Genomic DNA, 22,600 nt, shown 5'->3' with positions numbered 1-22,600 from the left:
GCGTGCGGCAGCGCTCCAGGAAGTCTTCCAGCGGCATCGGCCGCCCGATCACGTAGCCCTGGGCGTAGTCCACGCCGATCGCGCGCAAGGTCTGCAGGGTCTGCTCGTCCTCCACGGATTCGGCTACCGTGAGCATGCCCAGCCGGTGCCCGATGTCGTTGATCGAGCTGACGATCTCGCGGTCGACCGCGCTGCCGGCGAGGTGGCGGATAAAGCTGCCGTCGATCTTGAGATAGTCCACCGGGAACTGCTTCAGGTACGAGAACGACGACAGGCCCGCGCCGAAGTCGTCCAGCGCYACGGTGCAGCCGGCGCTGCGCATCTCCGCCACCAGYCGGTTGGCCGCGGCCATGTTGTTGATCAGCGCGGTCTCGGTGATTTCCAGCTGGATGCGGCTGGCCGGCAGCACCGATTCGTGCAGCTCGGCATGCAGGAAGGGCAGCAGGAAGGGCTCGCCGAGCGAGTTGGCCGACAGGTTGATGGCCACCGTGAGCGCCGGCACGGCGGCCAGGCGCGCGCCGAACTCGCGCAGCACGTGGTGGATCACCCAGCGGTCCACGTGACCCATCAGGTCATAGCGCTCGGCGGCGGGGATGAAGGCGCCCGGCATCACCAGCTTGCCTTGCTCGTCCACCATGCGCACCAGGATCTCGATATGGCGGTCGGCATCCGCGGCCTCGTCGTCCTGCTGCAGCGCGCGGATTTCCTGCGCGAACAGGCGGAAGCGGTTGGCATCCAGCGCCGAGTGGATGCCCGCGGCCACCTGCAGCTCCTGGTGGTGGCGCTGCGCATCGCTTTCGTCGCGGCGGTACACCGAGACGCGGCTGCGCCCGGCCGCCTTGGCGGCATAGCAGGCCACGTCGGCGCGGCTCATCAGCTCGCCCACCGGCGGGGTCTCGTTGTCGATGGCGGTGATGCCGATGCTGGCGCCGACATCGTAGACGCGCCCTTCCCACGGGAAGCGCTGGCCGCGGATGGCATCGATGATCTTCTGGCAGACACGCTCGGCCTGGTCGACCGAGCAGTCCTTGAGCAGCAGCGCGAACTCGTCGCCGCCCAGGCGCGCCAGCACGTCGTCGGGGCGCACATGGTGGCGGATCACGTGCCCCAGCTCGCGCAGCAGCACGTCGCCGGCGGCATGCCCCGCGGTGTCGTTGACGATCTTGAAGCGGTCCAGGTCGATGAAGCACAGCGCGTGGTGCTGGTGCTGCATGCGCGCGGCCTCGCACGCCTCGCGCAGGCATTTCTCGAACCAGATGCGATTGGGCAGGCCGGTCAGCGCATCGTGCGAAGCCGAGTGCGCCAGCTCGCGCTGCAGCGCGCGCGCGCTGGTGATGTCCTGGAACACCAGCACSGCGCCGATTACCTCGCCCGTGGCGGTACGCACCGGCGCGGCGGAATCCTGCACGTCGTGGCGGTCGCCGGTCAGGCTCTGCAGCACGGCGCCGTCCTGCAGGTAGACCGGGCGCAGGGTCTGCAGGCACTGCTCCACCGGGCTCGGGATGGGCAGGTTGCTGTGCTCGTCGACGATACGGAAAATGAACTCGAGCGGCTGCCCGGCGGCGGCCTGCATGGTCCAGCCGGTGAGCTGCTCGGCGATCGGGTTCATGAACGTCACGGCCATGGCGGCATCGGTGCAGATCACCGCGTCGCCGATCGAGCGCAGCGTGATGTGCAGGCGTTCCTTTTCCTCGAACAGCGCCTCGGTCAGGTGGCGCTGCTCGGTGATATCCCAGTTGGTGCCGATCATGGACAGCGCGGTGCCGTCGTCCTGGCGCAGCACCATTGCCATGGCGCGGATATGGCGCACTTCGCCGTCGGTGCGCTGGATGCGGTATTCGGTATCGAAGGCGCGCGTGCCGCGCACCGCCTCGCGCATCTCGCTGCGCGCCTTGTCGACGTCTTCGGCATGCACCATGCCGATCCAGTGCTGGAGATCGGGCGCGCCGCCGGCGGGATCGCTGCCGTGCAATGCGTGCATGCGCGCATCCCAGGCGATCGCGCCGCTGGCGATGTTCCACTCCCAGATGCCCACGCGGCCGGCTTCCACCGCCAGTTGCGTGCGGCGCGTCAGCGCTTCGAGTTTTTCCTGCGCGGTCTTGCGATCGTCGATGTCTTCGACCTGCGAGATGAAGTGCTGCGGCGCGCCGGTATGCTCGTCGCGTACCAGCGATACCGCCAGCAGCGTCCAGCGGTAGCTGCCGTCCTTGTGGCGGAACCGCTTTTCGATGCGGTATGACTCGATCTGGCCGGCCAGCAGGCGCTCTACCTGGTGCAGGTCCGGGGCGAGGTCGTCGGGGTGCGTGATCAGCGGGAAGGGCAGGTCGAACAGCTCATTGCTCTCATAGCCGAACAGGTCGCAGATGGCGCGGTTGACCTGCAGCCAGCGACCGTCCAGGCCCACCAGCGCCATGCCGATGGCCGAATGCTCCATGGCCTGGCGAAAGCGCCGCTCGCTGCCGCGCAGTTCGCTGCGGTCCCGCCGGTTCTGCTCCAGCAGGAAGGCGATGCTGATCGGGAACAGCATGATCAGCGCGGTCGACAGTTGCACCGATTGCAGCAGGAATGGCTCGCCCGCGACCCGGCCAAGCGAGGCCGCGACCAGGCCCAGCACGACGGTGGCGGTGATCGCCAGCAGCGTGAGCAGCGCGGTGGCGAACGGGTTGGTCAGCAGCGCGGCCAGCACCAGCGGCAGCGCCATCACCACGAACGGCTCGTTGCTCTTGTACAGCGCCAGCATGCCTACCGTCAGGCTGAGCACCAGCAATGCGGCAAAGCGTCGCAGGCCGGCGCGGCCGAAGGTGTCCGCCACGCGCTCGCGCGTGACCGAGACCATCAGCGGCAGCAGCATCACCACGCCCATCGAGTCGGCGGTCCACCAGGTCCACCAGACGGCGGCGAAACCGCTGTTGTACGCGGTGGCGATGGTGGCCGCGCCGATGGTAGCGCCCACCGCCGGCCCCAGGGTGCTGGCCGCGCCCAGCGTCAGCGCGAAGCGCGCCAGCGGACCCGGCCGGCTCTGCGCCGCGCCCGCGGTCATGGTGCGCACCAGCCAGGCGGAGAAAACGATCTCGGCCACATTGCCCAGCGCGAGCGCCAGCGCGATCGCCGGCTGGTCGCCCATGGTCGCATTTGCCGCCACGCCCGCCACCAGCATGCCGGCAAGCAACCATGGCGCGTCGCGGCGGTGGTGGTGCAGCACCACGCCAAGCCCGAACGCGTTCGCCAGCCAGAGCATGGATACGTTGCCGGGATAGCGCGACACGGCGATGCCGGCCAGGGCAAGCAGGAAGAAGCCGAGGGCGGCCAGCGCCACGCGCTGCCAGCGCGGCCAGGAGGTGGGCAATGGGCGGACTTCCGATTCTGGCGTCATGTCTGCGGCTGCGGTCTGATCTAGGGGCTATGGCGGGGCTATGGCGGGGCAATGGCGGCTATTCGCGCAAGTTGCACGCGCGGCCCAGCCTAATCGGTCAATATAGCGGTCATCCGACGGCGGCACGAGCCGAGAAAAATGCCTGTGTCGCCGTTGTTCGGGCTAGCGCGCCCGGCTGATTTCATGTAGGCGACCGATGCGCCCATGGGGGTTCCATCGGCGCGCCGGCCCCCTTCGCCGCCCCGCAACCGGCCTCCGTGGCGGCTTGCGCGCCAGCGGGGCATGCCCCAGCGCGTGGCTGCCGGCTTCGGCTCGTGTCGTCCGAATCCTACAGGCGTTTCAGGCAATTCCCCGCTGAGGTGGGGGATGCCAGCACATATCGTAAAGGCGTTGGCCTGCAATGCCGGGCATTCCCCCGGCCAGGCTGGACTGCTCTGGCGCGGGCAAGCGCGGCCTGCGTGGCTGCCATGCCGGGTGTCAGTCCGTCCATGAACGATGCATCGCCATGACCATCGCCATGACCATCGCCATGACCATCGCTACCACCGCAAGGAGACCACCATGAAACGAGTCCTGATTCAAGGCGCCATCGTGCTGAGCGCCGCCGCCTTTGGCCTGCCGGCAATGGCCCAGCAAGCCCCGATCAACCAGCCCAACCCGAGCGCGCCGCCCACCGAAGGGCAGAACCAGTCTGACCGCAACATGGCCGGCGCTCAGATGGACAACAGCAGCGGCATGTCGAAGTCCGACGCCAAGTCCAAGGGCAAGAGCACCCACCGCGCCGACAAGCCGCGCCAGCAGGATGCCAATCGCGCGCCAAGCGCCGATGCGCCTTCGGGTCCGAAGGGCGACTCGCCCAGTCCGGCACCGAAGCAATAGGGCTTGCGCCGGGCCCGGGCCGGCAGCCGGTCAAGTACCGCGACTCCCTCTGCGTGCTGACCGCCGCCGCCGGCCATCCGCAACGCCCGCGGCGCGCGCAAGCGTGGCTCCCCGCCGATGCCCGACAAGATCCTGCATGGCCCGGAGCCGGGACTTGCGCTCGCCATCGCTCTCTCCATTCCCCGCTCACATTCCCCGCTCACCATTGCGCTCGCCATCCGGGCGCCAACCGAGACACGCCATGACCCAGGCCAGAGAACACCAGCCGGACCCCCGCAAGCCGCACCGCCCAGACCCGCATCCGGGCCGCGAGCACGAGCAGCGCGACCAGGATGACAAGCCAGGGCGCGACCTGCGCGACGAGAACGGCGAACCGCCATCGGCCAGGCGCCCCGGCAATCCCGACGCCAGCGAACCACCGGTGGAAGATTTCTGAGGGCTGCCGCGCAGTGCGCTGGCCACCATGGAACAAGCATCGATGAACAAGCAACAAGCAACAAGCGCAGGCGATRCGTCTCTATTTGCAGCGGTTAGCCGACCGCCCCAGCGAAGCGCCGCGCCAGGCGGCGGCCCGCCGCCATCGCTGGCTGCTCCACCCAGCGGTGCAGCAGCATGGCAAGGCCGAGCGCGAGCGCCGCGTCGATGGCGAAGCGCGCAAGCTGCCAGCCCATCTGCCCGGGTGCCAGCTCTGGCATCAGCCGCTTGACGGCCTCGATCACGGTCGGGTGCGTCAGGTAGAGCGCGTACGACAGCTCGCCCAGCCATACCAGCATGCGCGGCACGCGCAGCACGCCGGCATGCTCGGCCGCCACCGCGCCGAACAGGAGGGCGCCGGCCGGCAGGGCGCGCCCGCCCAGGCTGAATTCCGGCTCCACCAGCACCAGCGAGGCCGAGAATCCGGCCACCCCGAGCGCCAGCAACACCGTGGCCACGCCGCGCGTGAGGCGATGGCGCGTGCGCGCGTAGAGCCACGCGAGCGCGCAGCCCAGCGCGAACTCCAGCACCAGCGGGTTGGCGATCATCGACAGCCATGCCGAGGCGAACGGATAGGCATGGGCCGGATCGAGATCGACCGCGCCGAAGCGCCACCACGGCAGCGCCAGCGTGGTGACGGCGAACACGGCTGCCATCACCAGCAAGGCGCGCCGCCCGGCCAGCATCAGGCCCAGCGCGCACACCGCATAGAACGCCATCTCGTAATTGAGCGACCAGCCCACGTAGAGCGCGGGGTAGCCGAAGTAGGGCGCGTCCTGCGGCGCGCTCGGGATGAAGGCCAGCGAGGCGGCGAACAGGCCCGGGCTGACCGGGTTGAGCGTCAGCGCGTGCAATACCGACATGAACCAGTACGGCGGTGCCAGGCGGCACACGCGGCGGATCGCGAACGACAGCGTCGGTTCCGGCTGCGTGCGCGCCAGCACCGCCACCCAGGCGATGATGAAGCCGCTGATGACGAAGAACACATCCACCCCGACGTGGCCGCGCTTGATCACATTCTCGGTCAGCCAGCCTAGCAGCGGCGCATGCTCGCCGCCCAGGCGCAGGCCCGAGTGATACACCAGCACATAGGCCGCGGCCAGTCCGCGCAGGGCCTGGATGCTGTCCAGCCTGGCGGGGGCAGCGGCGACGGCGCGCGGCGCCCGCGCGCGCCGTCCGGCGGAAGCGGCAGGAAGCGACGGAAGGGCGGGCGGCTCGGGCACGGATCGGGATCGGGCGGATCTGGCGGGGGATAAGAAAGAGACGCCGGGCACCGCGCGAAGTTCGCCGCGCGCGCATCGCCAGGCCGGCGGCTGCCGGCCCGGTGCGCCGTACTGCACGTGCGCCCCCGTTTTGCACTATGCTCAGAAGGCTTTACGCGCCTGCCCCGGCGGCAGGCGCCGCGGACCGGCCGCGCCCGGCGCGCACCAGGCCAGGGCAAACAGACCCAAGGAGCTTCCCCTCATGACCACCCTAGATATCAACGGCAAGCCGTTGCAAGTCGACGTCGATCCGTCCACGCCGCTGCTGTGGGCACTGCGCGACAACCTCGGCATGACCGGCACCAAGTTCGGCTGCGGCATGGCCGCCTGCGGTGCGTGCACCGTGCATGTGAACGGCCAGCCCACGCGCAGTTGCGTGACCCCGGTGTCCGCCGCGCAGGGCGTACGCATCACTACCATCGAAGGCGTCACGGGCGACAAGGTCGGCCGTGCGGTGCTGGATGCCTGGATCAAGCATGACGTGGCGCAGTGCGGCTACTGCCAGAACGGGCAGGTCATGAGCGCGACGGGGCTGCTGCGCAACAAGAAGCACCCGACCGACGCCGACATCGACCAGGCCATGGCGGGCAACCTGTGCCGCTGCGGCACCTACCAGCGAATCCGCGCCGCCATCAAGGATGCGGCGCGCGCGCTGGCATAAGGAGAGCCACATCATGCGAATACAGAACCTGGAAGCACTTGCCGGCGGCAGCCGCCGGCAGGACCCGTCGGCACCCGCGCGCGCGGATGCCGCAGCCACATTCGACCGCCGCGATTTCCTCAAGCTCGCCGGCTTTGCCGGTGGCGGCCTGGCGCTCGGCTTGCTGCCCGTGCCGAATGCGCAGGCGCAGGAAGGCGGCGCGCCCAAGGCGCCGCCCTCGCCGCCGCAGGCCTTCGTGCTGATCGCGCCGGACAACACGGTCACGGTGGCGGTGAACCGGCTCGAGTTCGGCCAGGGCGTGCACACCGCGCTGCCCATGGCACTCGCCGAGGAGCTCGACGTGGACTGGCGCAATGTACGCGCCACGCTCGCGCCCGCCGGCGATGCCTACAAGGACCCCGGCTTCGGCATGCAGATGACCGGCGGCTCCACGGCGCTCAATCATTCCTTCCAGCAATACCGCGAACTCGGCGCGCGTGCCCGCGCCATGCTGGTGGCGGCCGCGGCGAAGCAGTGGCAGGTCGATCCCGCCAGCTGCCAGGTGGCGCAGGGCGTGGTGACTTCCGGCAGCCACCGCGCCACCTATGGGGAGCTGGCGCAGGCCGCCATGGCGCTGCCGGTGCCGCAGCAGGTGAAGCTCAAGGACCCCTCGCAGTTCAAGATCATCGGCAAGCCCACGCCGCGCCTGGACGCGCGCGGCAAGCTGGAGGCAACCACCGCCTTCGGCATCGACACCCGCCTCAAGGACATGGTGGTCGCCGTGGTGGCGCGCCCGCCGCGCTTCGGCGGCAAGGTGAAGTCCTTCAATGCCGACAAGGCGCGCGCAATCAAGGGCGTGGCCGACATCATGCTGGTGCCGGTGGACCGCGGCGGCACCGGCGTGGCGGTGGTCGCGGATGGCTACTGGCCGGCCAAGCAGGCTCGCGACGCGCTCGAGATTGTGTGGGAAGACGCGGGCTCCACCGTCTCCACCAAGGCCCTGTTCGCGCAGTACAAGGCGCTGGCCGCGCAGCCGGGCACGGTGGCGGTGCAGGCCGACCTGGGTGCCATGTCGGGCGCGGCGCGCACCATCGAGGCGGACTATGAGTTCCCCTACCTGGCGCACGCGCCGATGGAGCCGCTGAACTGCACCATGCAGGCCGAGGTGACGGGCAAGACGGTGCAGTCGGTCAAGGTCTGGGTCGGCTCGCAGTTCCAGACCGTGGACCAGGCCGCCATCGCGCGCGTGCTGGGCCTGAAGCTGGACAAGGTCACGCTCAATACCATGATGGCCGGCGGCGGCTTCGGCCGGCGCGCGGTGCCCACTTCCGATTACCTGGTCGAAGCCGCCAACGTGCTGCAGACCTGGGTCAAGAACGGCCATGACGAGCCGCTCAAGGTGATGTGGAGCCGCGAGGACGATATCCGCGGCGGCTACTACCGGCCGCTGCACGTGCACCGGGCCCGTATCGGCATCGATGCGGCGTGGACGCGACCATGACCGAAGGCATCGTCGAGAACGACTACGGTTTCCCGCTGCAGCTCTCGGTGCACCATCCGCAGGTGGACGTGCCGGTACTGTGGTGGCGCTCGGTCGGCAATACGCATACGGCCTTCGTCAAGGAGACGCTGGTCGACGAGATCGCAGTCAACGCGCGCCAGGATCCGGTGGCGTACCGGCTGTCGCGGCTGGACGCGGGCAAGCACGCGCGCCATCGCGCGGCGCTGCAGCTGGCGGTGCAGAAGTCCGGTTACGGCAAGCGCAAGTTGCCCAAGGGACAGGCCTGGGGCGTGGCCTTGCACGAGTCGTTCAACACCGTGGTGGCCTACGTGGTGGAAGTGTCGCTGGTGAAGAACCAGCCGCGCGTGCACCGCGTGACGGCTGGCGTGCATGCCAACCGCGTGGTCAACCCGATGTCCGCCGAGGCGCAGATCCAGGGCGCCTGCGTGTTCGGGCTGGCGATGATGCGGCCGGGCTTCGCCATCGAGATCGAGAATGGCGCGGTAAAGAACAGCAACTTCCCCGACTATCCGCCGCCGCGCATCACCGATGCGCCGGTGGTGGACGTGTTCTTCGTGCCGTCGGAGGACAACCCCACCGGCCTGGGCGAACCGGGTGTGCCGCCGATCGCCCCGGCGGTGGCCAACGCGCTGTTCACGCTCACCGGCAAGCGCCAGCGGCAACTGCCCTTCGTGCTGGCCTGAGCAGCGGGCAGGCGCGCGGCGCGCTCAGTGCGCGCCGTCGCCGCCGCCCGCGCGCCATGCCTGCGTGAAACGCAGCAGGTCTTCGGCGGAGGCATCGGTGATGGCGGCATAGCGCATGCCATCGCTGTCCCAGCGCGCAAGCTGGTAGCCCTGGTGCGCCTCGATCGCGGGCGCGGCGACGCTCGCGCTGCCCGCCTTGCCCTCTTTTTCCCCGTCTGCCAGCGGCACGACGAAGACATCGATCGGATGCTGGTTGCGGCGGTACACCAGCACCGCCACCGCGCGTCCGTGCACATAGTCCAGGCGGCCGCCCGTCAGCGGGAAACCCTGCGCGGCCAGGTCCCGGACCGGCGGCGCGTAGTCCAGCTTGCCGTTGAACCAGGGCTTGACCGTGTGGCGGTCCGAAGAAGCCACGTCGATGGCGTGGCCGGAGATCAGCGCGCGCACATGACTGGTGACCATCTCGCGCTCCACGGTCGGCTCGCCGGCGTCACGCAGCGCGAACTGCGCCATGCCGATGCCGAGCGCTGCCACGGTCACCGCCGCCATGGCGGCATTGGCGGCCGGGCCCCATGCAAAGTAGCGGCGCAGCGCCTGCCACCAGCCGGCGGGGGCGTGCCGGTCCCGTGGCAGCGCCGCGGCACTGTCGTTTTCCGCGGCTTCGTCCAGTGCCGCCTGCAGCCGGTGGCGCAGCGCGGGGCTGGCGCGGTGATAGGGCGCTTGCGCGCGCAGCGCGGTGCGCAGTTCGCGCAAGTGCGCCAGCTGCGCGCTGCAGGCGTCGCATTGCGCCAGGTGGCGTTCCACGGCGAGCGTATCGCTGACGCCGAGCTCTGCGTCGGCGCAGGCTTGCAGCAGCATCCTCGTGTCATTGCAGTCCATGGCCTGTCTCCCCGGCACCCAGCGGCGGCGCCACGTTCGTGCCCGTTGCGGTGGCGCGCTCCGCCTGCGCGCCGTGCGCCTGCCGGGCGCGCAGCGCCAGCACCGCGGCCGCCAGCAGCTTGCGCGCGCGCGCCAGGCGCGACATCACCGTGCCCAGCGGGATCTCGGCAATGGCGGCGATATCGCGGTAGGGCAGGTCCTCCAGTTCGCGCAGCACCAGTACCTCGCGGAAGGCCAGCGGCAGCTGTTCCAGCGCGAGGTGCAGCAGGCGCACATCCTCGGCGCGCAGCAGCCATTGCTCGGGGCTGTCGCCGTGGCCGTCCTGCCAGCCGGGCAGGGCATCGCCGTCGAAGTGCGCATCGTCGTAGCCGGCGCTGTCGCCCTGGCCGGGCTGCAGCCGCTTGCGCCACGCCGTGAACCAGGTGTTGCGCACGATCGCCAGCAGCCAGGCGCGCGGCTGGTCGCCGCGGAAACTGTCGAAAAAGCAGAACGCGCGCAGGCAGGCTTCCTGCACCACGTCGTCTGCCTCGGTGCTGCTGCCCGACAGCCAGCGCGCCAGGTTGTAGGCGGCGTCGAGATGCGGCAGCACGAGTTCGTCGAATCGGCGGCGTCGGTCGGCAGCGTTCACGTCACTCCTTTGGCCGGGCGCGCGGCGGGGCATCGTCCTGTCCCGTCGCGCCAAATCCGTATACCGAAGATGCGTCGAGTTTATTCCCGCTTTTCGCGCCCGGGGCAAAAAATAAAATCGGCCCGCGGCGGGAATAAAGGCGCGGAGGCGACGGTATGACAGGCATCCCCACAAGCCCCGCAATCAATCATGGAGGGTGCCGAAATGCAGCAACGATCATGGAAGCGGCGCGATTTTCTTGGCCTTGCCGCCYGCGCCGGCGGCGCGGTATTCGCGCAGGCCTTGCCCGGCTGGGCCGCCGGCCGCGACGAGACGTTTTACTTCGTGCAGTTGTCGGACGCGCACTGGGGCTTCCAGGGCCCGCCCAACCCCGACGCGCGCGGCACGCTGCCCAAGGCGGTGGCGGCGGTCAACGCGCTGCCGCAGCCACCGGATTTCCTGATGTTCACCGGCGACCTGACCCACACCACCGACGATCCCGCCGAGCGGCGCCGGCGCATGCGCGAGTTCAAGGCCATCGTCGCCGGGCTCAAGGTGCCGGTGGTGCATCTGATGCCGGGCGAGCACGATGCCAGCCTGGACGAAGGCGCCGCCTACCAGGAACTGTTCGGCCCCACGCACTATGTGTTCGACCACAAGGGCATGCATTTCATCGTGCTCGACAACGTCTCCGACCCGGCCGGCCGCGTCGGCGCCGCGCAGCTCGACTGGCTGGCCGCCGATCTCGGGCGCCAGCCGCGCGACGCGCGCATCGTGGTGTTCACCCACCGCCCGCTGTTCGATCTCTATCCCCAGTGGGACTGGGCCACGCGCGACGGGGCGCAGGTGATCGAGCGCCTGATGCCCTATCCCAACGTGACGGTGTTCTACGGCCATATTCACCAGGAGCATCACCACATGACGGGCCATATCGCCCATCACGCGGCGCGCTCGCTGATGTTCCCGCTGCCCCCGGCGGGCTCGCAGGCGCAGCGCCTGCCGGTGCCCTGGGACCCGGCCCAGCCATACAAGGGCCTGGGCTGGCGCGAGGTCCAGGCCGCGCGTGCCGGCGGCGAGTTCGGCATCGAGGAGAAACCCGTGGCGGCCTGAGCCGTCCCGACGTGCGTACGGCGCATTCATGCAAGGAGACTGGTCATGCAGGTATCGGCGAAGGAACGGGAACGCGCAGGGGAGCGAGCGAGGGAGCAGGCCGGGGAGGGGCTGAGCCGCCGGCGCGCGCTGTGCTGTCTGCTTGTGCTGGCGGGCAGCGCCCCGCTGCTGCGCAGCACGGCCGCCGCGCCGCGCGTGATCAAGGTGCACGCGCGCAAGTTTATCTTCACGCCGGACCGCATCGCGCTGCGCGCGGGCGAGCCGGTGGTGTTCGAACTGACCGCGCAGGATGTGGTGATGGGCTTCAGCGTGCCGGACCTGGGCGTGCGCGCCGACCTGCCGCCGGGCAAGGTGGTGCGGGTCTCTGCCACGCCGGCCAAGGCGGGCACGTTCGGCTTCCTGTGCGACATCTTCTGCGGCTCGGGGCACGAGACCATGAACGGCGTGATCGAGGTCACCTGAGCCCGGTTCTCCACGGGCAGGTGCGGCAATCGCGCGCGAGGCCGCCGCGCCGGACTTCCCGGCAAGGCGAAGGCCCGCCCCGTCCTGCGCTCAGTCGCCCTCGCCGCCTGCCAGCACTCGCTCGTTGCCACTCCCGGGCTCGGCAGGCGGCACGGGGCCGGCCTTGCGCCTGGCCTTGCGCGCCTTGCGTTCCATGTACCAGTAGTGCGCCCGGTCCAGGTACAGGTACACCACCGGCGTGGTGAACAGCGTCAGGGCCTGGGACAGCACCAGCCCGCCCACCATCGCATAGCCCAGCGGCCGCCGCAGCTCCGAGCCCGCGCCATGCCCCAGCATCAGCGGCAAGCCTGACAGCAATGCGCACATGGTCGTCATCATGATCGGGCGGAAGCGCAGCAGGCAGGCCTGGTAGATGGCTTGCTCGGGCGGCATGCCGTGGTCGCGCTCGGCGGTGAGCGCGAAGTCCACCATCATGATGCCGTTCTTCTTGACGATGCCGATCAGCAGGATGATGCCGATCAGCGCGATCACGCTGAGATCGTAGCCGCCCGCCAGCAGGATCAGCAGCGCGCCCACGCCGGCCGACGGCAGCGTGGACAGGATGGTGAGCGGGTGGATATAGCTCTCGTACAGCAGTCCCAGCACGATATACACCGCGATCAGCGCGGCGGCGATGAGGTAGGGCTGCGACGCCAGCGATGCGCCGAAGGCCTGCGCTGTGCCCTGGAACGAGCCGCCCAGCGTCTGCGGGCGGCCCATGCCGGCCAGGGCGGTGTTGATGGCCTTGACCGCGTCGCCCAGCGCCACGTCCCTGGCCAGGTTGAAGGAAATGGTGACGGCGGGGAACTGCCCCTGGTGGCTGATCGAGAGGTAGGCGGTGCTGTTGGTGTCGATCTTGACGAAGGTGGACAGCGGCACCTGCTCGCCGGTCAGCGGCGAGGTGACGTAGAGCCTGGAGAACAGGCTGGGGTCTTCCTGCAGCGCCGGCGTGGCTTCCAGGATCACGTGGTAGCTGTTGATCTGCGTGAAGTACTGGGCCACCTGGCGCTGGCCGATGGCGTCGTACAGCGTGGCGTCGATCAGGGCCGGCGTGATGCCGAAGCTCGATGCCCGTGCCCGGTCGATGGTCAGGCGCGCGGCGGCGGCGGCGTTCTGCTGGTCGGAGGCCACGTCGGTCAGCTCGGGCAGGCCGCGCAGGCGCTCCAGGATGCGCGGCGCCCACTGGTTGAGCTCGTCCAGGTTGGCGTCCACCAGCGTGTACTGGTACTGCGTGCGCGACAGCCGCCCGCCCACGTTGATGTCCTGGCCGGCCTGCAGGAACAGGTTGGCGCCCTGCACCTGGGCCAGCTTGGGCCGCAGGCGTGCGATGACCTCGTCGGCCGAGACGGTGCGGCCTTCATCCTTGGGGCGCAGGCTGATGAAGAAGTTGCCGGTGTTGATGGTGTTCTGGCCGCCGGTCATGCCCACCGCGGCCACGTCCGGATCGGCGCGCACGATATCGGCGAGCTGCACCATGCGCGCGTTCATCGACTTGAACGACGCATCCTGCGCGGACTCCGCGATGCCGAACATGAAGCCGGTGTCCTGCTGCGGGAAGAAGCCCTTGGGGATGTAGATGAACAGCGCTACCGTGGTGGCCACCGTGAGGATGAATACGCACAGGGTGACGAACTGGTGGCGCATCACCACGTCCAGCCCGCGCTTGTAGGCCCCGAGCATGCGGTCGAAGCCGCGCTCGAACAGCTGGTACAGGCGGCCGTGCTCGTGCCCGCGTGGCGGTGTCAGGTAGCGCGAGCACAGCATCGGCGTGAGCGTGAGCGAAACGATCACCGACACCACGATGGTGAGCGTCACGGTGACCGCGAACTCGCGGAACAGCCGGCCCACGATGCCACCCATCAGCAGCAGCGGAATGAACACCGCTACCAGCGAGACCGAGATCGACACGATGGTGAAGCTGATTTCGCTGGCGCCCTTGAGCGCGGCCTCCATCGGCGCCATGCCTTCTTCCACGTGCCGGTAGATGTTCTCCAGCATCACGATGGCGTCGTCCACCACGAAGCCCACGGCGATGGTGAGCGCCATCAGCGAGAGGTTGTCGCGGCTGTAGCCGAGCAGGTACATGCCGCCGGCGGTGCCCATCAGGGCCAGCGGCACGGTGACGCTGGGGATCACCGTGGCCGCCACGTTGCGCAGGAAGACGAAGATGATCATCACCACCAGCGCGATGGTCAGCACCAGCGTGAATTCCACGTCCTTCACCGAGGCGCGGATGGTCTGGGTGCGGTCGGCCAGCGTGTTGACGTTGACCGTGGGCGGGATGGCGGCCTGCAGGCGCGGCAGCGCGGCGCGGATGCGGTCCACGGTCTCGATCACGTTGGCGCCGGGCTGCTTGGTGATGGCGAGGATGATGGCGCGCCCGTTGTGGAAGGTGTTGCCGGCCGGCGCGGCGGCGCCGGCAAAGCCCCAGCCCGCCAGCTTGGCGTTTTCCGGGCCGTCCACTGCCACGCCCACGTCGCGCACGCGCACGGGCGCGCCGTTGCGGTAGGCCAGCACCATGTCGTTCCACGCGGCGGCCTTGGTGAGCTGGTCGTTGGTGTAGACGTTGAAGGCCTTGGTGCGTCCGTCGGTGCTGCCGGTGGGCTGGTTGACGGTGGTGGCGGCGATCACGCCGCGCACGTCTTCCAGGCTCATGCCCATCGAGGACAGCTTCTGCGGGTCCACCTGGATACGCACCGAAGGTTTCTGCTGGCCGCCGATATTGACCAGGCCCACGCCGGAGATCTGCGATATCTGCTGCGCCAGCACGTTGTCGGCGAAGTCGTTGACCTCGGTCAGCGGCAGCGTGTCGGACTGCACCGCCAGCACCAGGATCGGCGAGTCGGCCGGGTTGATCTTGCGGAAGGTCGGGGGCGTGGGCAGGTTGCCCGGCAGCTGGCCGCTGGCGGCGTTGATGGCGGCCTGCACGTCCACCGCGGCGGCGTCGATGCTGCGGTTGAGGTCGAACTGCAGCGTGATCTGTGCGTTGCCCTGCGCGCTGGTCGAGGTCATCTGCGTGAGCCCGGCGATCAGCGAGAACTGGCGCTCGAGCGGCTGCGCCACGTTCGATGCCATGGTTTCCGGGCTGGCCCCGGGCAACGTGGCCGATACCTGGATGGTGGGGAAGTCCACCTGCGGCAGCGGCGCGATCGGCAGCAGCGGCCAGGCCGCCACGCCCACCAGCAGCAGCGCCAGCGCCAGCAGCGAGGTGCCGATGGGGCGTTTGATGAAGGTGGCGGAAATGCTCATGGCCGTGCGTTCCCGGCGCCGCCCGGGGTGGCGGGCGCAGGCGGCGCGGCGCCGGCGCCGGCGCTGGCCACGGTGGCCGCGGGGGTCGCAGGGGTAGCGGGCGAGGCGGTTTCATTCACCCGCGCGCCCGGCTTGAGCTTGTACTGTCCGTCCACCACCACGCGCTCGTCGGCGGCCAGGCCCTTGGTCACGATGGCGCGGGCGTCCTGGATCTCGGCCACCTCGATCGGCCTGGAAGCCACGGTATGGTCCGCCCGCACCACGTAGACGTAGGTGCTCGACTGGCCGCGCTGCACGGCGGAGGCGGGAATGGTCAGTGCCTGTTCGCGCTCGCCGAGCACCAGCCGTGCGTTGACGTACTGGCCTGGCCACAGCGTGTGCGCGGGATTGGGAAAGCGGGCCTTGAGCTGGATCGTGCCCGAGGTGGTGTCGATGGTGTTGTTGAGCAGGATCAGGCTGCCGCGGCCCAGCAGCTGGCCGCTGCCGCGCTCGCTGGCCTCCACTGCGAGTGGCGTGCGGCTGCCCTGGATAGCCTGGTTGATGCGCTGGAATTCACTCTCGGGTAGCGTGAAGACCACGTCGATGGGGTCGATCTGGCGGATCACCACGATGCCGCTGGCGTCAGCCGCGTGGACGATATTGCCCGGGTCGACCAGGCGCGCGCCCACGCGCCCGGACAGTGGCGCGTTGATGGTGGTGTAGTCCAGCTGCACGCGCGCGGCGTTGACCAGCGCTTCGTCGTTCTTTATCGCGGCGGCCAGCTGCGCCACCTGCGCGCGCTGGGTGTCCAGCGTCTGCTCGGTGGTGGCGTTCTCCTGGATCAGTCCCTCGTAGCGCTTGAGGTCGAGCCTGGCGTTGGCGAGCTGCGCCTCGTCGCGCATCTTCTGCGCCTGGGCCTGCTGCAGCTGGGCCTGGAAGGTGCGCGGGTCGATCTGCGCCAGCAGCTGGCCGGCCTTGACGTCCTGGCCTTCGACAAAGCCCACGCGGTCGAGCTGGCCGTCCACGCGCGGCTTGACCGTGACCGTGGCCATGGCCTGCACGGTGCCGACCCCGCCCAGGCCGATCGGCACGTCCTCGCGCCTGACCAGCGCGCTGGAGACCGACACCGCGGGCGCGGGCGCGGCCGCCTGCCGCGGCGCCATCATGCGCTTGAGCGGCCCGATGGCGAACCAGGCCAGCGCGGCCAGCACGAGTATGGCGAGGCCGATCAGGAAGGGGTTGCGGCGGGAGGGCTGGGTCGCCATGGAATGCCTTGGGAAGTGGTGTGCCTGTGCGGTTCAGGGTTGGGCCGGGGCGCCTGCGCTGCCGGCGGGGGCGAGGGTGGCCGGCGCGTTGCCGGCCGCGCCGGGACTGGCCGGGCCGGACGGGGTGGCGGGGGGCATGGCGGACGGATCGGCCATGGCCAGCGCCGCGCTGCTCCAGCCGCCGCCGATTGCCTTGATCAGGCCCACGCTGGCGGCGAACTCGCGGCCACGCAACTGGATGGCGGTACGTTCATTGGACAGCGAAAGGGCCTGTGCCGTTACCACCGCCAGATAAGATGCCGTGCCGGCGCGGTATTGCGCCAGGCTCACGCGCTCGGCCACGCGGGCGGCGTCCACCGCGCGGTCCTGCACCACCACTTCCTGGTCGAGCACGCGCAAGGCCGAGAGGTTGTCCTCCACTTCCTGCAAGCCGTTGAGCACGGTCTGCCGGTACGCTGCCGCCGCGCCGTCGTAGGCCGCCACCGCCTGGTCATTCTGCGCGTTGCGCAGGCCACCGTCGAAGATGGTGCCCGCCAGCGCCGCGCCGAGCGACCACACGCGCCCCGGCGGGCCGAACCAGTTGGCCAGGCTGCCGCTGCTGGCGCCGCCCACGGCGGACAGCACCAGCGAAGGGAAATACGCCGCGCGCGCCACGCCGATGTTGGCGTTGGCCGCGGCCATGCGGCGTTCGGCGGCGGCGATGTCGGGGCGGCGCTCCAGCAGCGCCGAGGGCAGGCCCGGCGGCACCACGAGCGGGCGCATGGCGAATGCCGCGGGCGGCAACGCGAACTGCGCCGGGGCGAGGCCGAGCAGCACCGCGATGGCATGCTCGAGCTGGTTGCGCTGCACCTCCAGGTCGATCGCCTGCGCGCGCGCCGATTCCAGCGTGACCTGGGCCAGCGCCACGTCGCCCGAGGTCGCCACGCCGGCGCGGAACTGGCTCTGGGTGAGCTTGAGCGATGCCTCGTACGCGGCCAGCGTGCGGGCGTAGAGCGCCTCGAGCACGTCGGTCACGCGCAACTGGATATAGTCCTGCACCAGTTCGCCCTGGATGGTCAGGCGGGCCGCGGCAAGGTCGGCGGCGCTGGCCTGCGCGTTGTCGCGGGCGGCTTCGATGGTGCGCCGCACCTGGCCCCACAGGTCGACCTCCCAGCTGGCATCGAGGCTGGCCGAGTGCGTGTTGGACACGGTCTGGATGCCCAGCGTGTTGGTGCGCGCGCGGCCTGCCGACACGGCGGCGCCCAGGGTGGGAAACAAGCCGGCGCGCGCGCCCTGCGCCAGCGCGCGCGCCTGCCGGTATTGCGCCTCGGCCTGGCGCAGGCTCTGGTTGGCTGCGTTGGCCTGCACGACCAGTTCATTCAGGCGGGCGTCGTCGAAGCCGCTCCACCAGTCCTGGCTCAGGTCCACCGGGCGCGGCTCGGCGATCTTCCATTGGTGGTCGGGCGGCGTGGCCTCGCGAAAGGCCGCGGGCGTATCGGGCGGCGGACGCTGGTAGTCCGGGCCGACGGCGCAGCCGGCCAGCCAGGCGCAGGCCATGGCGATGCCGAGCACGCGCGTTGGAAGCGGGCGCGCGGTGATCATGCGGGGGAGCGACGTTCGGGCGTCATGGACGGGCCTTCGTGGTGATGCCGGTTTCCTGCACTGTCTAGCCTTGCCTGGCGATGTGCCGGCGGGGGCGGGGAAGCGTTCCAGGCATGCATGGAGGCGCGCCGCCGCGCATTGCCGCGAGGCTGTCCTATGGCAAGGATAGTGCGGGCCTGAAAGCGGTGTAATGCGCGGCGCATTACCGAATATTTCACTGGCTTACGCTGGTCCGCCTGGCGCGCGCTGCCAGGTGCGGCCTGGAATACATCGCGTCGGGCCGCGCGGGGGGCGGCGGCCAAGCTGTTACCGGATCTTGCCGGCAAGCCGGCCTCGGCATTGTGCGGTGCGCAAGGCCGCGCCGCCGCCGTGCCGGCGGAGGAAGCCCGGCGGACGTTTCTCGTGCGCGCAGCGGCGCCGCCGGCGCGCAGGGCGGATGCGGCACGCTGTTGTAATCTGGTGTAATCGTGCGGCGGCGCGCGCCCGCAGGTTGCATTTGCCTGGAGTGCCGCGTAGAAAGTAGGTGTCGGGCGGCGCAGCGGGAGGGCTGCGGCAAACCGGGCGGCCGGCCGGCGCACACAAGACCATCTGGACGACGAGCGGGAAGGCGTGGCCATGGAGACAGATCAAGAAAGCACACTGACCTATGCACTGCTGGCGGAGCCGGCGCGCGCCGCGATCTGCCGTGCGCTGCTGGAAGCGGGCGAGGAGGGCATGCCCGCCTTCGACCTCGCCGGCATAGCCGGGCTCAACCTGGCGCGGGCCAGCCATCATTTCCGCGAACTGACGCAGGCCGACGTGCTGGCCCTGATCATCCGCGACCGGCAGGTCATCTACGCGCTCAAGGCGCGCCGTGCCGTGCGCATGGCGCTGGAGTATCTGGACGCCAGCGGACTGTAGCCCGGGCGGGCGGCGCTGCCCCGTATAATTCCGCGCTTGCGAGCCCGCGCGGAGAGAAATCCGTGCGCGCGGCGATGGCACGGTGTGCCGTCCGGCCCCACCGATCCTGAGCTTCCCTATCCATGTCCGTCCTGGAAAACCTGTTTGCCGCCCTCGAAGAACATGGCTGGGCGGTCTCCGACGATCTGATCGGCGCCGACCTGGCATTGCGCCTGCACCGCGAGAGCAGCGCGGCGTGGGAGGCCGGGCGCTTCCATCCGGCCCGCGTAGGCCGCGCCGAGGGCATCGCGCGCGAAGCGGATATCCGCGGTGATTCGATCCTGTGGCTCGACGACGCCCCCGCCTGCCCCGCCAGGCAGGCGTTCCAGGCCTGGGCCGCCGATTTCCGCCAGACCCTGAACGGGCGTTACTTCCTCGGTCTCAAGCGCGAGGAATTCCACTTCTCGCACTATCCCGTCGGCACGGCCTACAAGAAGCACCTCGACCAGCATCGCGCGATGCGCGACCGCCAGATCTCGCTGGTGCTCTATCTCAATGCCGAATGGAGTGAATACGATGGCGGCGAGCTGGCGCTCTATTCGCCGGAGGACGACAAGATCGAGCTGCACCGCGTGCTGCCGCGCTTCGCGCGGCTGGTGGTATTTCGCAGCGACCTGGTCCCGCATGAGGTGTTGCCCTGCAACAAGACGCGCTGGGCGCTCACCGGCTGGTTTCGCACCGATGCGGCGTGAGCGCGCGCAGGCAAGCTGACCAGGCGGCCCGGCACATGGAGTGGAGCGATATCAAGATCTTCCTCGCGATCGCCCGCGCGGGCAGCCTCGGCGGCGCCGCGCGCGCGATCGGGCAGACCCAGCCGACCATGGGACGCCGGCTCAAGGCGCTGGAGGAAGCCCTGGGGCAATCGCTGTTCCAGCGCACCAGCGACGGCTTCGTGCTGACCGCCGAAGGCAGCGCCGTGTTTGCGCACGCGGAGCGCATGGAAGAAGAGGCGCTTGCCTTCGAGCGCCAGCTGTCCGGCCACGGCCGGGAGCTGGACGGCATGTTGCGCATCTCGTCGTCGGACTGGTTCGGCGTGCATATGCTCACGCCGGTGATCGCGGACTTTATCCGCTCGCATCCGCGCGTGGCGGTGGAGCTGGTGACCGACGCGCGCCTGTTCAGCCTGGCACGGCGCGAAGCCGACCTGGTGTTTCGCATCCGCGCCTTCGACGAAGCCGATGTGGTGCAGCGCAAGCTGATGCACATGGACTATGCGCTCTATGGCGCGCCCGGCGTGGCGCCGCCGCGCGCGGGCGGCGGGGAGGGCCATGCGCTGCTGACGCTCGACACCGGCTTCTCCGACCTGCCGGACGTGGCCTGGATGCGCCGCTTGCTGCCCGGCGCGCAGGTGGCCTTCGGCAGCAACAGCCGCGAGGCACAGGCGCGCCTGTGCGCGGCCGGCGCCGGGCTGGCGGTGCTGCCGTGCCTGCTGGCCGAGCGCGTGGGCGGGCTGCAGGCCATCGACCTCGGCGAGCCGCCGCCCGGCCGCGACGTATGGGTGGGCTACCACCGCGACCTGCGCCGGCTGGGCCGGCTGCGCGCTTTCCTCGATGTGGTCTTCGCACGCCTCGGCGCCGGCTAGACGCCAGACGAATGCCGGACGAATGCCGGATGGACGCTGCACGGATGCTAGAACGCAACCCGGTCGCGGCCGGCCGCCTTGGCGCGGTACAGCGCTTCGTCGGCCAGGCGCACGAGCTGGTCCGCGCCGTCTGATGCCATGCCGGCATCGACAGCCTGCGCGACCCCGATGCTCGCGCTGATGGGGATGGCCCGGCCGCCATGGCGGACGGCTTCCGAGCGGATGGCGCGGCGGATCCGCTCGGCCACCCCGATCGCGTCGGCGAATGCCGTGTCCGGCAGCAGCACCGCGAACTCCTCTCCGCCATAGCGGCCGAGCACGTCATGCTCGCGCAGGCAGGCGCCGACCCTCGCGGCGACCGCCTTGAGGACGGCGTCGCCGGCCGGGTGGCCGTGCTTGTCGTTGACTTGCTTGAAGTGGTCCAGGTCGAAGATCAGGATGCAGAGCGGCGAGCCGGACCTGCGCCAGCGCCGGAACGCTTCCCGCAGGCGGTCTTCCAGATGGCGGCGGTTGTAGAGTCCGGTCAGCGCGTCGCGTATCGCGGCCTCATGCAACGCGCCGACCGCCTCGTCGCGCGCGCGTTGCGCAATGGCCAGCTCCGTCACGTCGACGATCGTCACGCACACGGCAATGACCTCGTCGTCTTCCATGAGCGGCAGGAACTCGCAATCCTGCCGCATCCAGTCGAGATCGCAGGTGACCGGCAGGTCATGCGGGAAGCGGAACAGGTAAGGGCGGTGCTCCCACGAGGTGAAGGCGCTGATCTTCAGCAGGAACACCGAATCGAGCGTATGCGTGAGCCAGCCTGCGGGCAATTCGGGAAACAGTTCGAGCAGCGGCCGGTGCAAGGCGGCCGCGGCGCTGACGCCGCTGCGGTCCGCCATGAAGAGGTTCCAGAGCACGATGCGGTATTCCCGGTCCAGCACGAAGACGCCGCAGCCCATGCGCGCCAGCGCCAGTTCGTGAAGCCGCGCATGCGCGGCGGAGTCGAGGGACATGTCAGGGGCTCCAGACACTGCAAGGCAAAAACTGCAAGGCGAAGACCGCGGAGCCGGGTTCCGGGTCCCGCGGGGACTGCTAGAGAGCTAGAGACGGGCCAGCACCTCGTCGAGGGCCGTGCACAGCCGCTCGATCGCGCCCTGCGCCAGCATGGCGACCAGGGTCGCCTTGAAGCCGCCGTCCCCGATGCGGATGCTGAGCTCGAGCAGCAGCGCCTGGCCCAAGGCCGGATTGCCGGGCTTGTGCGCGGCGCCGAAGATCTGCTCCGCATCGATCTCGCGCGGCACGGAGAAGGTCGGCCTGCGGCCGAGCTGCGCGAGCAGGCCGGATACGCAGGCGCCAGCGAACACATTCGCGATTTCGAGCAGCAGGCCTCGCGACGCCATTTCCGCGCCGCCTTCGGCAGCCATGTCCTTGCCTGCGTAGACGGCTTCGCACAGCGCGCGCGCCGTCGTGGTCGAAGAACACCATGGTCTCGCCGGCGATATCCGAGCGGAAGCTCTGGCGGAAGGCGGCCACGTCGGGCATCTCGCCCAGCAACCGCGCGATTTCGTCCCTGAGCTGCTGCGGATCGACCAGGCAGATGCGCGGGATCGACAGCGTCACGACGCAGCCCAGCAGGCGCGCAAGCATCGCCCCCGCCGTGCCCATGCCGATATTCGCGATCTCCTGCAGAGCGTCGCAGCGGTCTTCGCCAAGGGTGGCGCGCGGGCCAGGAGCCGGCTGCGCCCTGATGAGCAGCTTGCGCGCAAGGGTGGCGTCGTCGCAGACGAGGTCAGGGCGTGCCATGAATTTCCTCCGATCAGTGTGGTGTCCGCCGGACGAGGATCCGTCTCGCTGGCAGCCCGGGGGCGGCTGCGCGCAGCTATTCGTCATGCTGTCCTGCCGGCGGGAGTCACATCGGGAATGCATGGTGAGAAAGCCGGCCGGATGGCATTCGGGTTAGCGAATGGCGGTGACATCCGGGTATCTGGAAGCTGTCCTCAATTAAACGGCGATGGACGCAAAGAGTAAAGCGGCCTTCCGATTCGGATTCTTATCGATGCCTTGATGCGAGGGATGCAATGCATTCATCC

17 protein-coding genes and 1 pseudogene are annotated in these 22,600 nt (G+C 69.7%); 9 read left to right on the top strand and 9 right to left on the bottom strand.

Features of this window, described 5'->3' with window-relative positions; genetic code table 11:
* Positions 1-3,373: diguanylate cyclase (locus AC1DO7_RS32110; protein WP_477117007.1), on the bottom strand; the 3,373-nt coding region annotated here is incomplete at its 3' end.
* 561 nt (positions 3,374-3,934) lie between these two features.
* Here AC1DO7_RS32110 and AC1DO7_RS32105 point away from each other — a divergent pair.
* Together AC1DO7_RS32105 and AC1DO7_RS32100 are read left to right on the top strand one after the other, a co-directional pair.
* Positions 3,935-4,252: a hypothetical protein gene (locus tag AC1DO7_RS32105; RefSeq protein WP_441612616.1), complete on the top strand. Its 318-nt coding sequence runs from the start codon at positions 3,935-3,937 to the stop codon at positions 4,250-4,252.
* A 241-nt stretch (positions 4,253-4,493) separates the two neighbouring features.
* Positions 4,494-4,688 (top strand): hypothetical protein, encoded by a 195-nt coding sequence (locus AC1DO7_RS32100; RefSeq protein WP_441612615.1) that lies wholly within the window; start codon positions 4,494-4,496, stop codon positions 4,686-4,688.
* A 94-nt stretch (positions 4,689-4,782) separates the two neighbouring features.
* Here the strand turns inward: AC1DO7_RS32100 and AC1DO7_RS32095 are convergent, their stop codons facing one another.
* Positions 4,783-5,856: an acyltransferase family protein gene (locus AC1DO7_RS32095; RefSeq protein ID WP_441612730.1), complete on the bottom strand. Its 1,074-nt coding sequence runs from the start codon at positions 5,854-5,856 to the stop codon at positions 4,783-4,785.
* A 334-nt stretch (positions 5,857-6,190) separates the two neighbouring features.
* On the opposite strand from AC1DO7_RS32095, the gene AC1DO7_RS32090 reads away from it, so the two are divergent.
* Complete coding sequence (locus tag AC1DO7_RS32090) at positions 6,191-6,649, top strand: (2Fe-2S)-binding protein (protein WP_441612614.1); 459 nt, start codon at positions 6,191-6,193, stop codon at positions 6,647-6,649.
* Positions 6,650-6,662: 13 nt separating this feature from the next.
* Positions 6,663-8,833, top strand: a pseudogene (locus AC1DO7_RS32085) (xanthine dehydrogenase family protein molybdopterin-binding subunit).
* Between the two features lie 24 nt (positions 8,834-8,857).
* On the opposite strand, the gene AC1DO7_RS32080 reads toward AC1DO7_RS32085, so the two are convergent.
* On the bottom strand, positions 8,858-9,712 hold the full coding sequence (locus AC1DO7_RS32080) for an anti-sigma factor family protein (protein ID WP_441612612.1): 855 nt from the start codon (positions 9,710-9,712) through the stop codon (positions 8,858-8,860).
* Positions 9,699-10,340 (bottom strand): RNA polymerase sigma factor, encoded by a 642-nt coding sequence (locus AC1DO7_RS32075; RefSeq protein WP_441612611.1) that lies wholly within the window; start codon positions 10,338-10,340, stop codon positions 9,699-9,701. Before AC1DO7_RS32075 ends, AC1DO7_RS32080 begins: the two co-directional genes overlap by 14 nt.
* Positions 10,341-10,544: 204 nt before the next feature.
* Here AC1DO7_RS32075 and AC1DO7_RS32070 point away from each other — a divergent pair, with 204 nt between their 5' ends.
* Complete coding sequence (locus AC1DO7_RS32070; protein WP_477117006.1) at positions 10,545-11,429, top strand: metallophosphoesterase family protein; 885 nt, start codon at positions 10,545-10,547, stop codon at positions 11,427-11,429.
* Between the two features lie 45 nt (positions 11,430-11,474).
* Positions 11,475-11,891, top strand: coding sequence for a cupredoxin domain-containing protein (locus tag AC1DO7_RS32065; protein ID WP_441612609.1), 417 nt, complete (start codon positions 11,475-11,477; stop codon positions 11,889-11,891).
* A gap of 90 nt (positions 11,892-11,981) precedes the next feature.
* On the opposite strand, the gene AC1DO7_RS32060 is transcribed toward AC1DO7_RS32065, so the two are convergent.
* From AC1DO7_RS32060 to AC1DO7_RS32050, 3 genes are read right to left on the bottom strand one after another with little or no spacing between them, the layout of a single operon-like run.
* Positions 11,982-15,179 carry an efflux RND transporter permease subunit gene (locus AC1DO7_RS32060; protein WP_441643349.1) on the bottom strand — a complete coding sequence of 1,066 codons (3,198 nt, stop codon included), beginning with the start codon at positions 15,177-15,179 and terminating at the stop codon, positions 11,982-11,984.
* The gene (locus tag AC1DO7_RS32055) at positions 15,176-16,423 is read right to left on the bottom strand and encodes an efflux RND transporter periplasmic adaptor subunit (RefSeq protein ID WP_441612607.1); all 1,248 of its coding nucleotides are present in this window, start codon (positions 16,421-16,423) and stop codon (positions 15,176-15,178) included. The genes AC1DO7_RS32060 and AC1DO7_RS32055 overlap by 4 nt, the downstream gene beginning before the upstream one ends.
* Before the next feature lie 33 nt (positions 16,424-16,456).
* Positions 16,457-18,004 carry an efflux transporter outer membrane subunit gene (locus AC1DO7_RS32050; protein WP_441612606.1) on the bottom strand — a complete coding sequence of 516 codons (1,548 nt, stop codon included), beginning with the start codon at positions 18,002-18,004 and terminating at the stop codon, positions 16,457-16,459.
* A 615-nt stretch (positions 18,005-18,619) separates the two neighbouring features.
* On the opposite strand from AC1DO7_RS32050, the gene AC1DO7_RS32045 reads away from it, so the two are divergent.
* From AC1DO7_RS32045 to AC1DO7_RS32035, 3 genes are all read left to right on the top strand, one after another.
* Positions 18,620-18,904, top strand: coding sequence for an ArsR/SmtB family transcription factor (locus AC1DO7_RS32045; protein WP_441612605.1), 285 nt, complete (start codon positions 18,620-18,622; stop codon positions 18,902-18,904).
* A gap of 122 nt (positions 18,905-19,026) precedes the next feature.
* Positions 19,027-19,635, top strand: coding sequence for a 2OG-Fe(II) oxygenase (locus AC1DO7_RS32040; RefSeq protein ID WP_441612603.1), 609 nt, complete (start codon positions 19,027-19,029; stop codon positions 19,633-19,635).
* A 35-nt stretch (positions 19,636-19,670) separates the two neighbouring features.
* The gene (locus AC1DO7_RS32035; RefSeq protein WP_441612602.1) at positions 19,671-20,525 is read left to right on the top strand and encodes a LysR family transcriptional regulator; all 855 of its coding nucleotides are present in this window, start codon (positions 19,671-19,673) and stop codon (positions 20,523-20,525) included.
* Between the two features lie 47 nt (positions 20,526-20,572).
* On the opposite strand, the gene AC1DO7_RS32030 is transcribed toward AC1DO7_RS32035, so the two are convergent.
* Together AC1DO7_RS32030 and AC1DO7_RS32025 are read right to left on the bottom strand one after the other, a co-directional pair.
* On the bottom strand, positions 20,573-21,523 hold the full coding sequence (locus tag AC1DO7_RS32030) for a GGDEF domain-containing protein (RefSeq protein WP_441612601.1): 951 nt from the start codon (positions 21,521-21,523) through the stop codon (positions 20,573-20,575).
* An 87-nt stretch (positions 21,524-21,610) separates the two neighbouring features.
* Complete coding sequence (locus AC1DO7_RS32025) at positions 21,611-21,934, bottom strand: hypothetical protein (protein ID WP_441612734.1); 324 nt, start codon at positions 21,932-21,934, stop codon at positions 21,611-21,613.
* Positions 21,935-22,600 lie beyond the last annotated feature (666 nt).

The organism is Cupriavidus sp. 05N40 (assembly GCF_056397305.1).
The sequence above is the reverse complement of the archived record's forward strand: the minus strand, read 5'-3'. Positions and strand labels throughout refer to the sequence as shown.

Coding starts and splice junctions, on each gene's coding strand:
- AC1DO7_RS32030 (WP_441612601.1), bottom strand. CDS start 21,523: ATGTCCCTCGACTCCGCCGCGCATGCGCGGCTTCACGAACTGGCGCTG.
- AC1DO7_RS32035 (WP_441612602.1), top strand. CDS start 19,671: ATGGAGTGGAGCGATATCAAGATCTTCCTCGCGATCGCCCGCGCGGGC.
- AC1DO7_RS32045 (WP_441612605.1), top strand. CDS start 18,620: ATGGAGACAGATCAAGAAAGCACACTGACCTATGCACTGCTGGCGGAG.
- AC1DO7_RS32090 (WP_441612614.1), top strand. CDS start 6,191: ATGACCACCCTAGATATCAACGGCAAGCCGTTGCAAGTCGACGTCGAT.
- AC1DO7_RS32060 (WP_441643349.1), bottom strand. CDS start 15,179: ATGAGCATTTCCGCCACCTTCATCAAACGCCCCATCGGCACCTCGCTG.
- AC1DO7_RS32055 (WP_441612607.1), bottom strand. CDS start 16,423: ATGGCGACCCAGCCCTCCCGCCGCAACCCCTTCCTGATCGGCCTCGCC.
- AC1DO7_RS32040 (WP_441612603.1), top strand. CDS start 19,027: ATGTCCGTCCTGGAAAACCTGTTTGCCGCCCTCGAAGAACATGGCTGG.
- AC1DO7_RS32025 (WP_441612734.1), bottom strand. CDS start 21,934: ATGGCTGCCGAAGGCGGCGCGGAAATGGCGTCGCGAGGCCTGCTGCTC.
- AC1DO7_RS32100 (WP_441612615.1), top strand. CDS start 4,494: ATGACCCAGGCCAGAGAACACCAGCCGGACCCCCGCAAGCCGCACCGC.
- AC1DO7_RS32065 (WP_441612609.1), top strand. CDS start 11,475: ATGCAGGTATCGGCGAAGGAACGGGAACGCGCAGGGGAGCGAGCGAGG.
- AC1DO7_RS32080 (WP_441612612.1), bottom strand. CDS start 9,712: ATGGACTGCAATGACACGAGGATGCTGCTGCAAGCCTGCGCCGACGCA.
- AC1DO7_RS32105 (WP_441612616.1), top strand. CDS start 3,935: ATGAAACGAGTCCTGATTCAAGGCGCCATCGTGCTGAGCGCCGCCGCC.
- AC1DO7_RS32050 (WP_441612606.1), bottom strand. CDS start 18,004: ATGATCACCGCGCGCCCGCTTCCAACGCGCGTGCTCGGCATCGCCATG.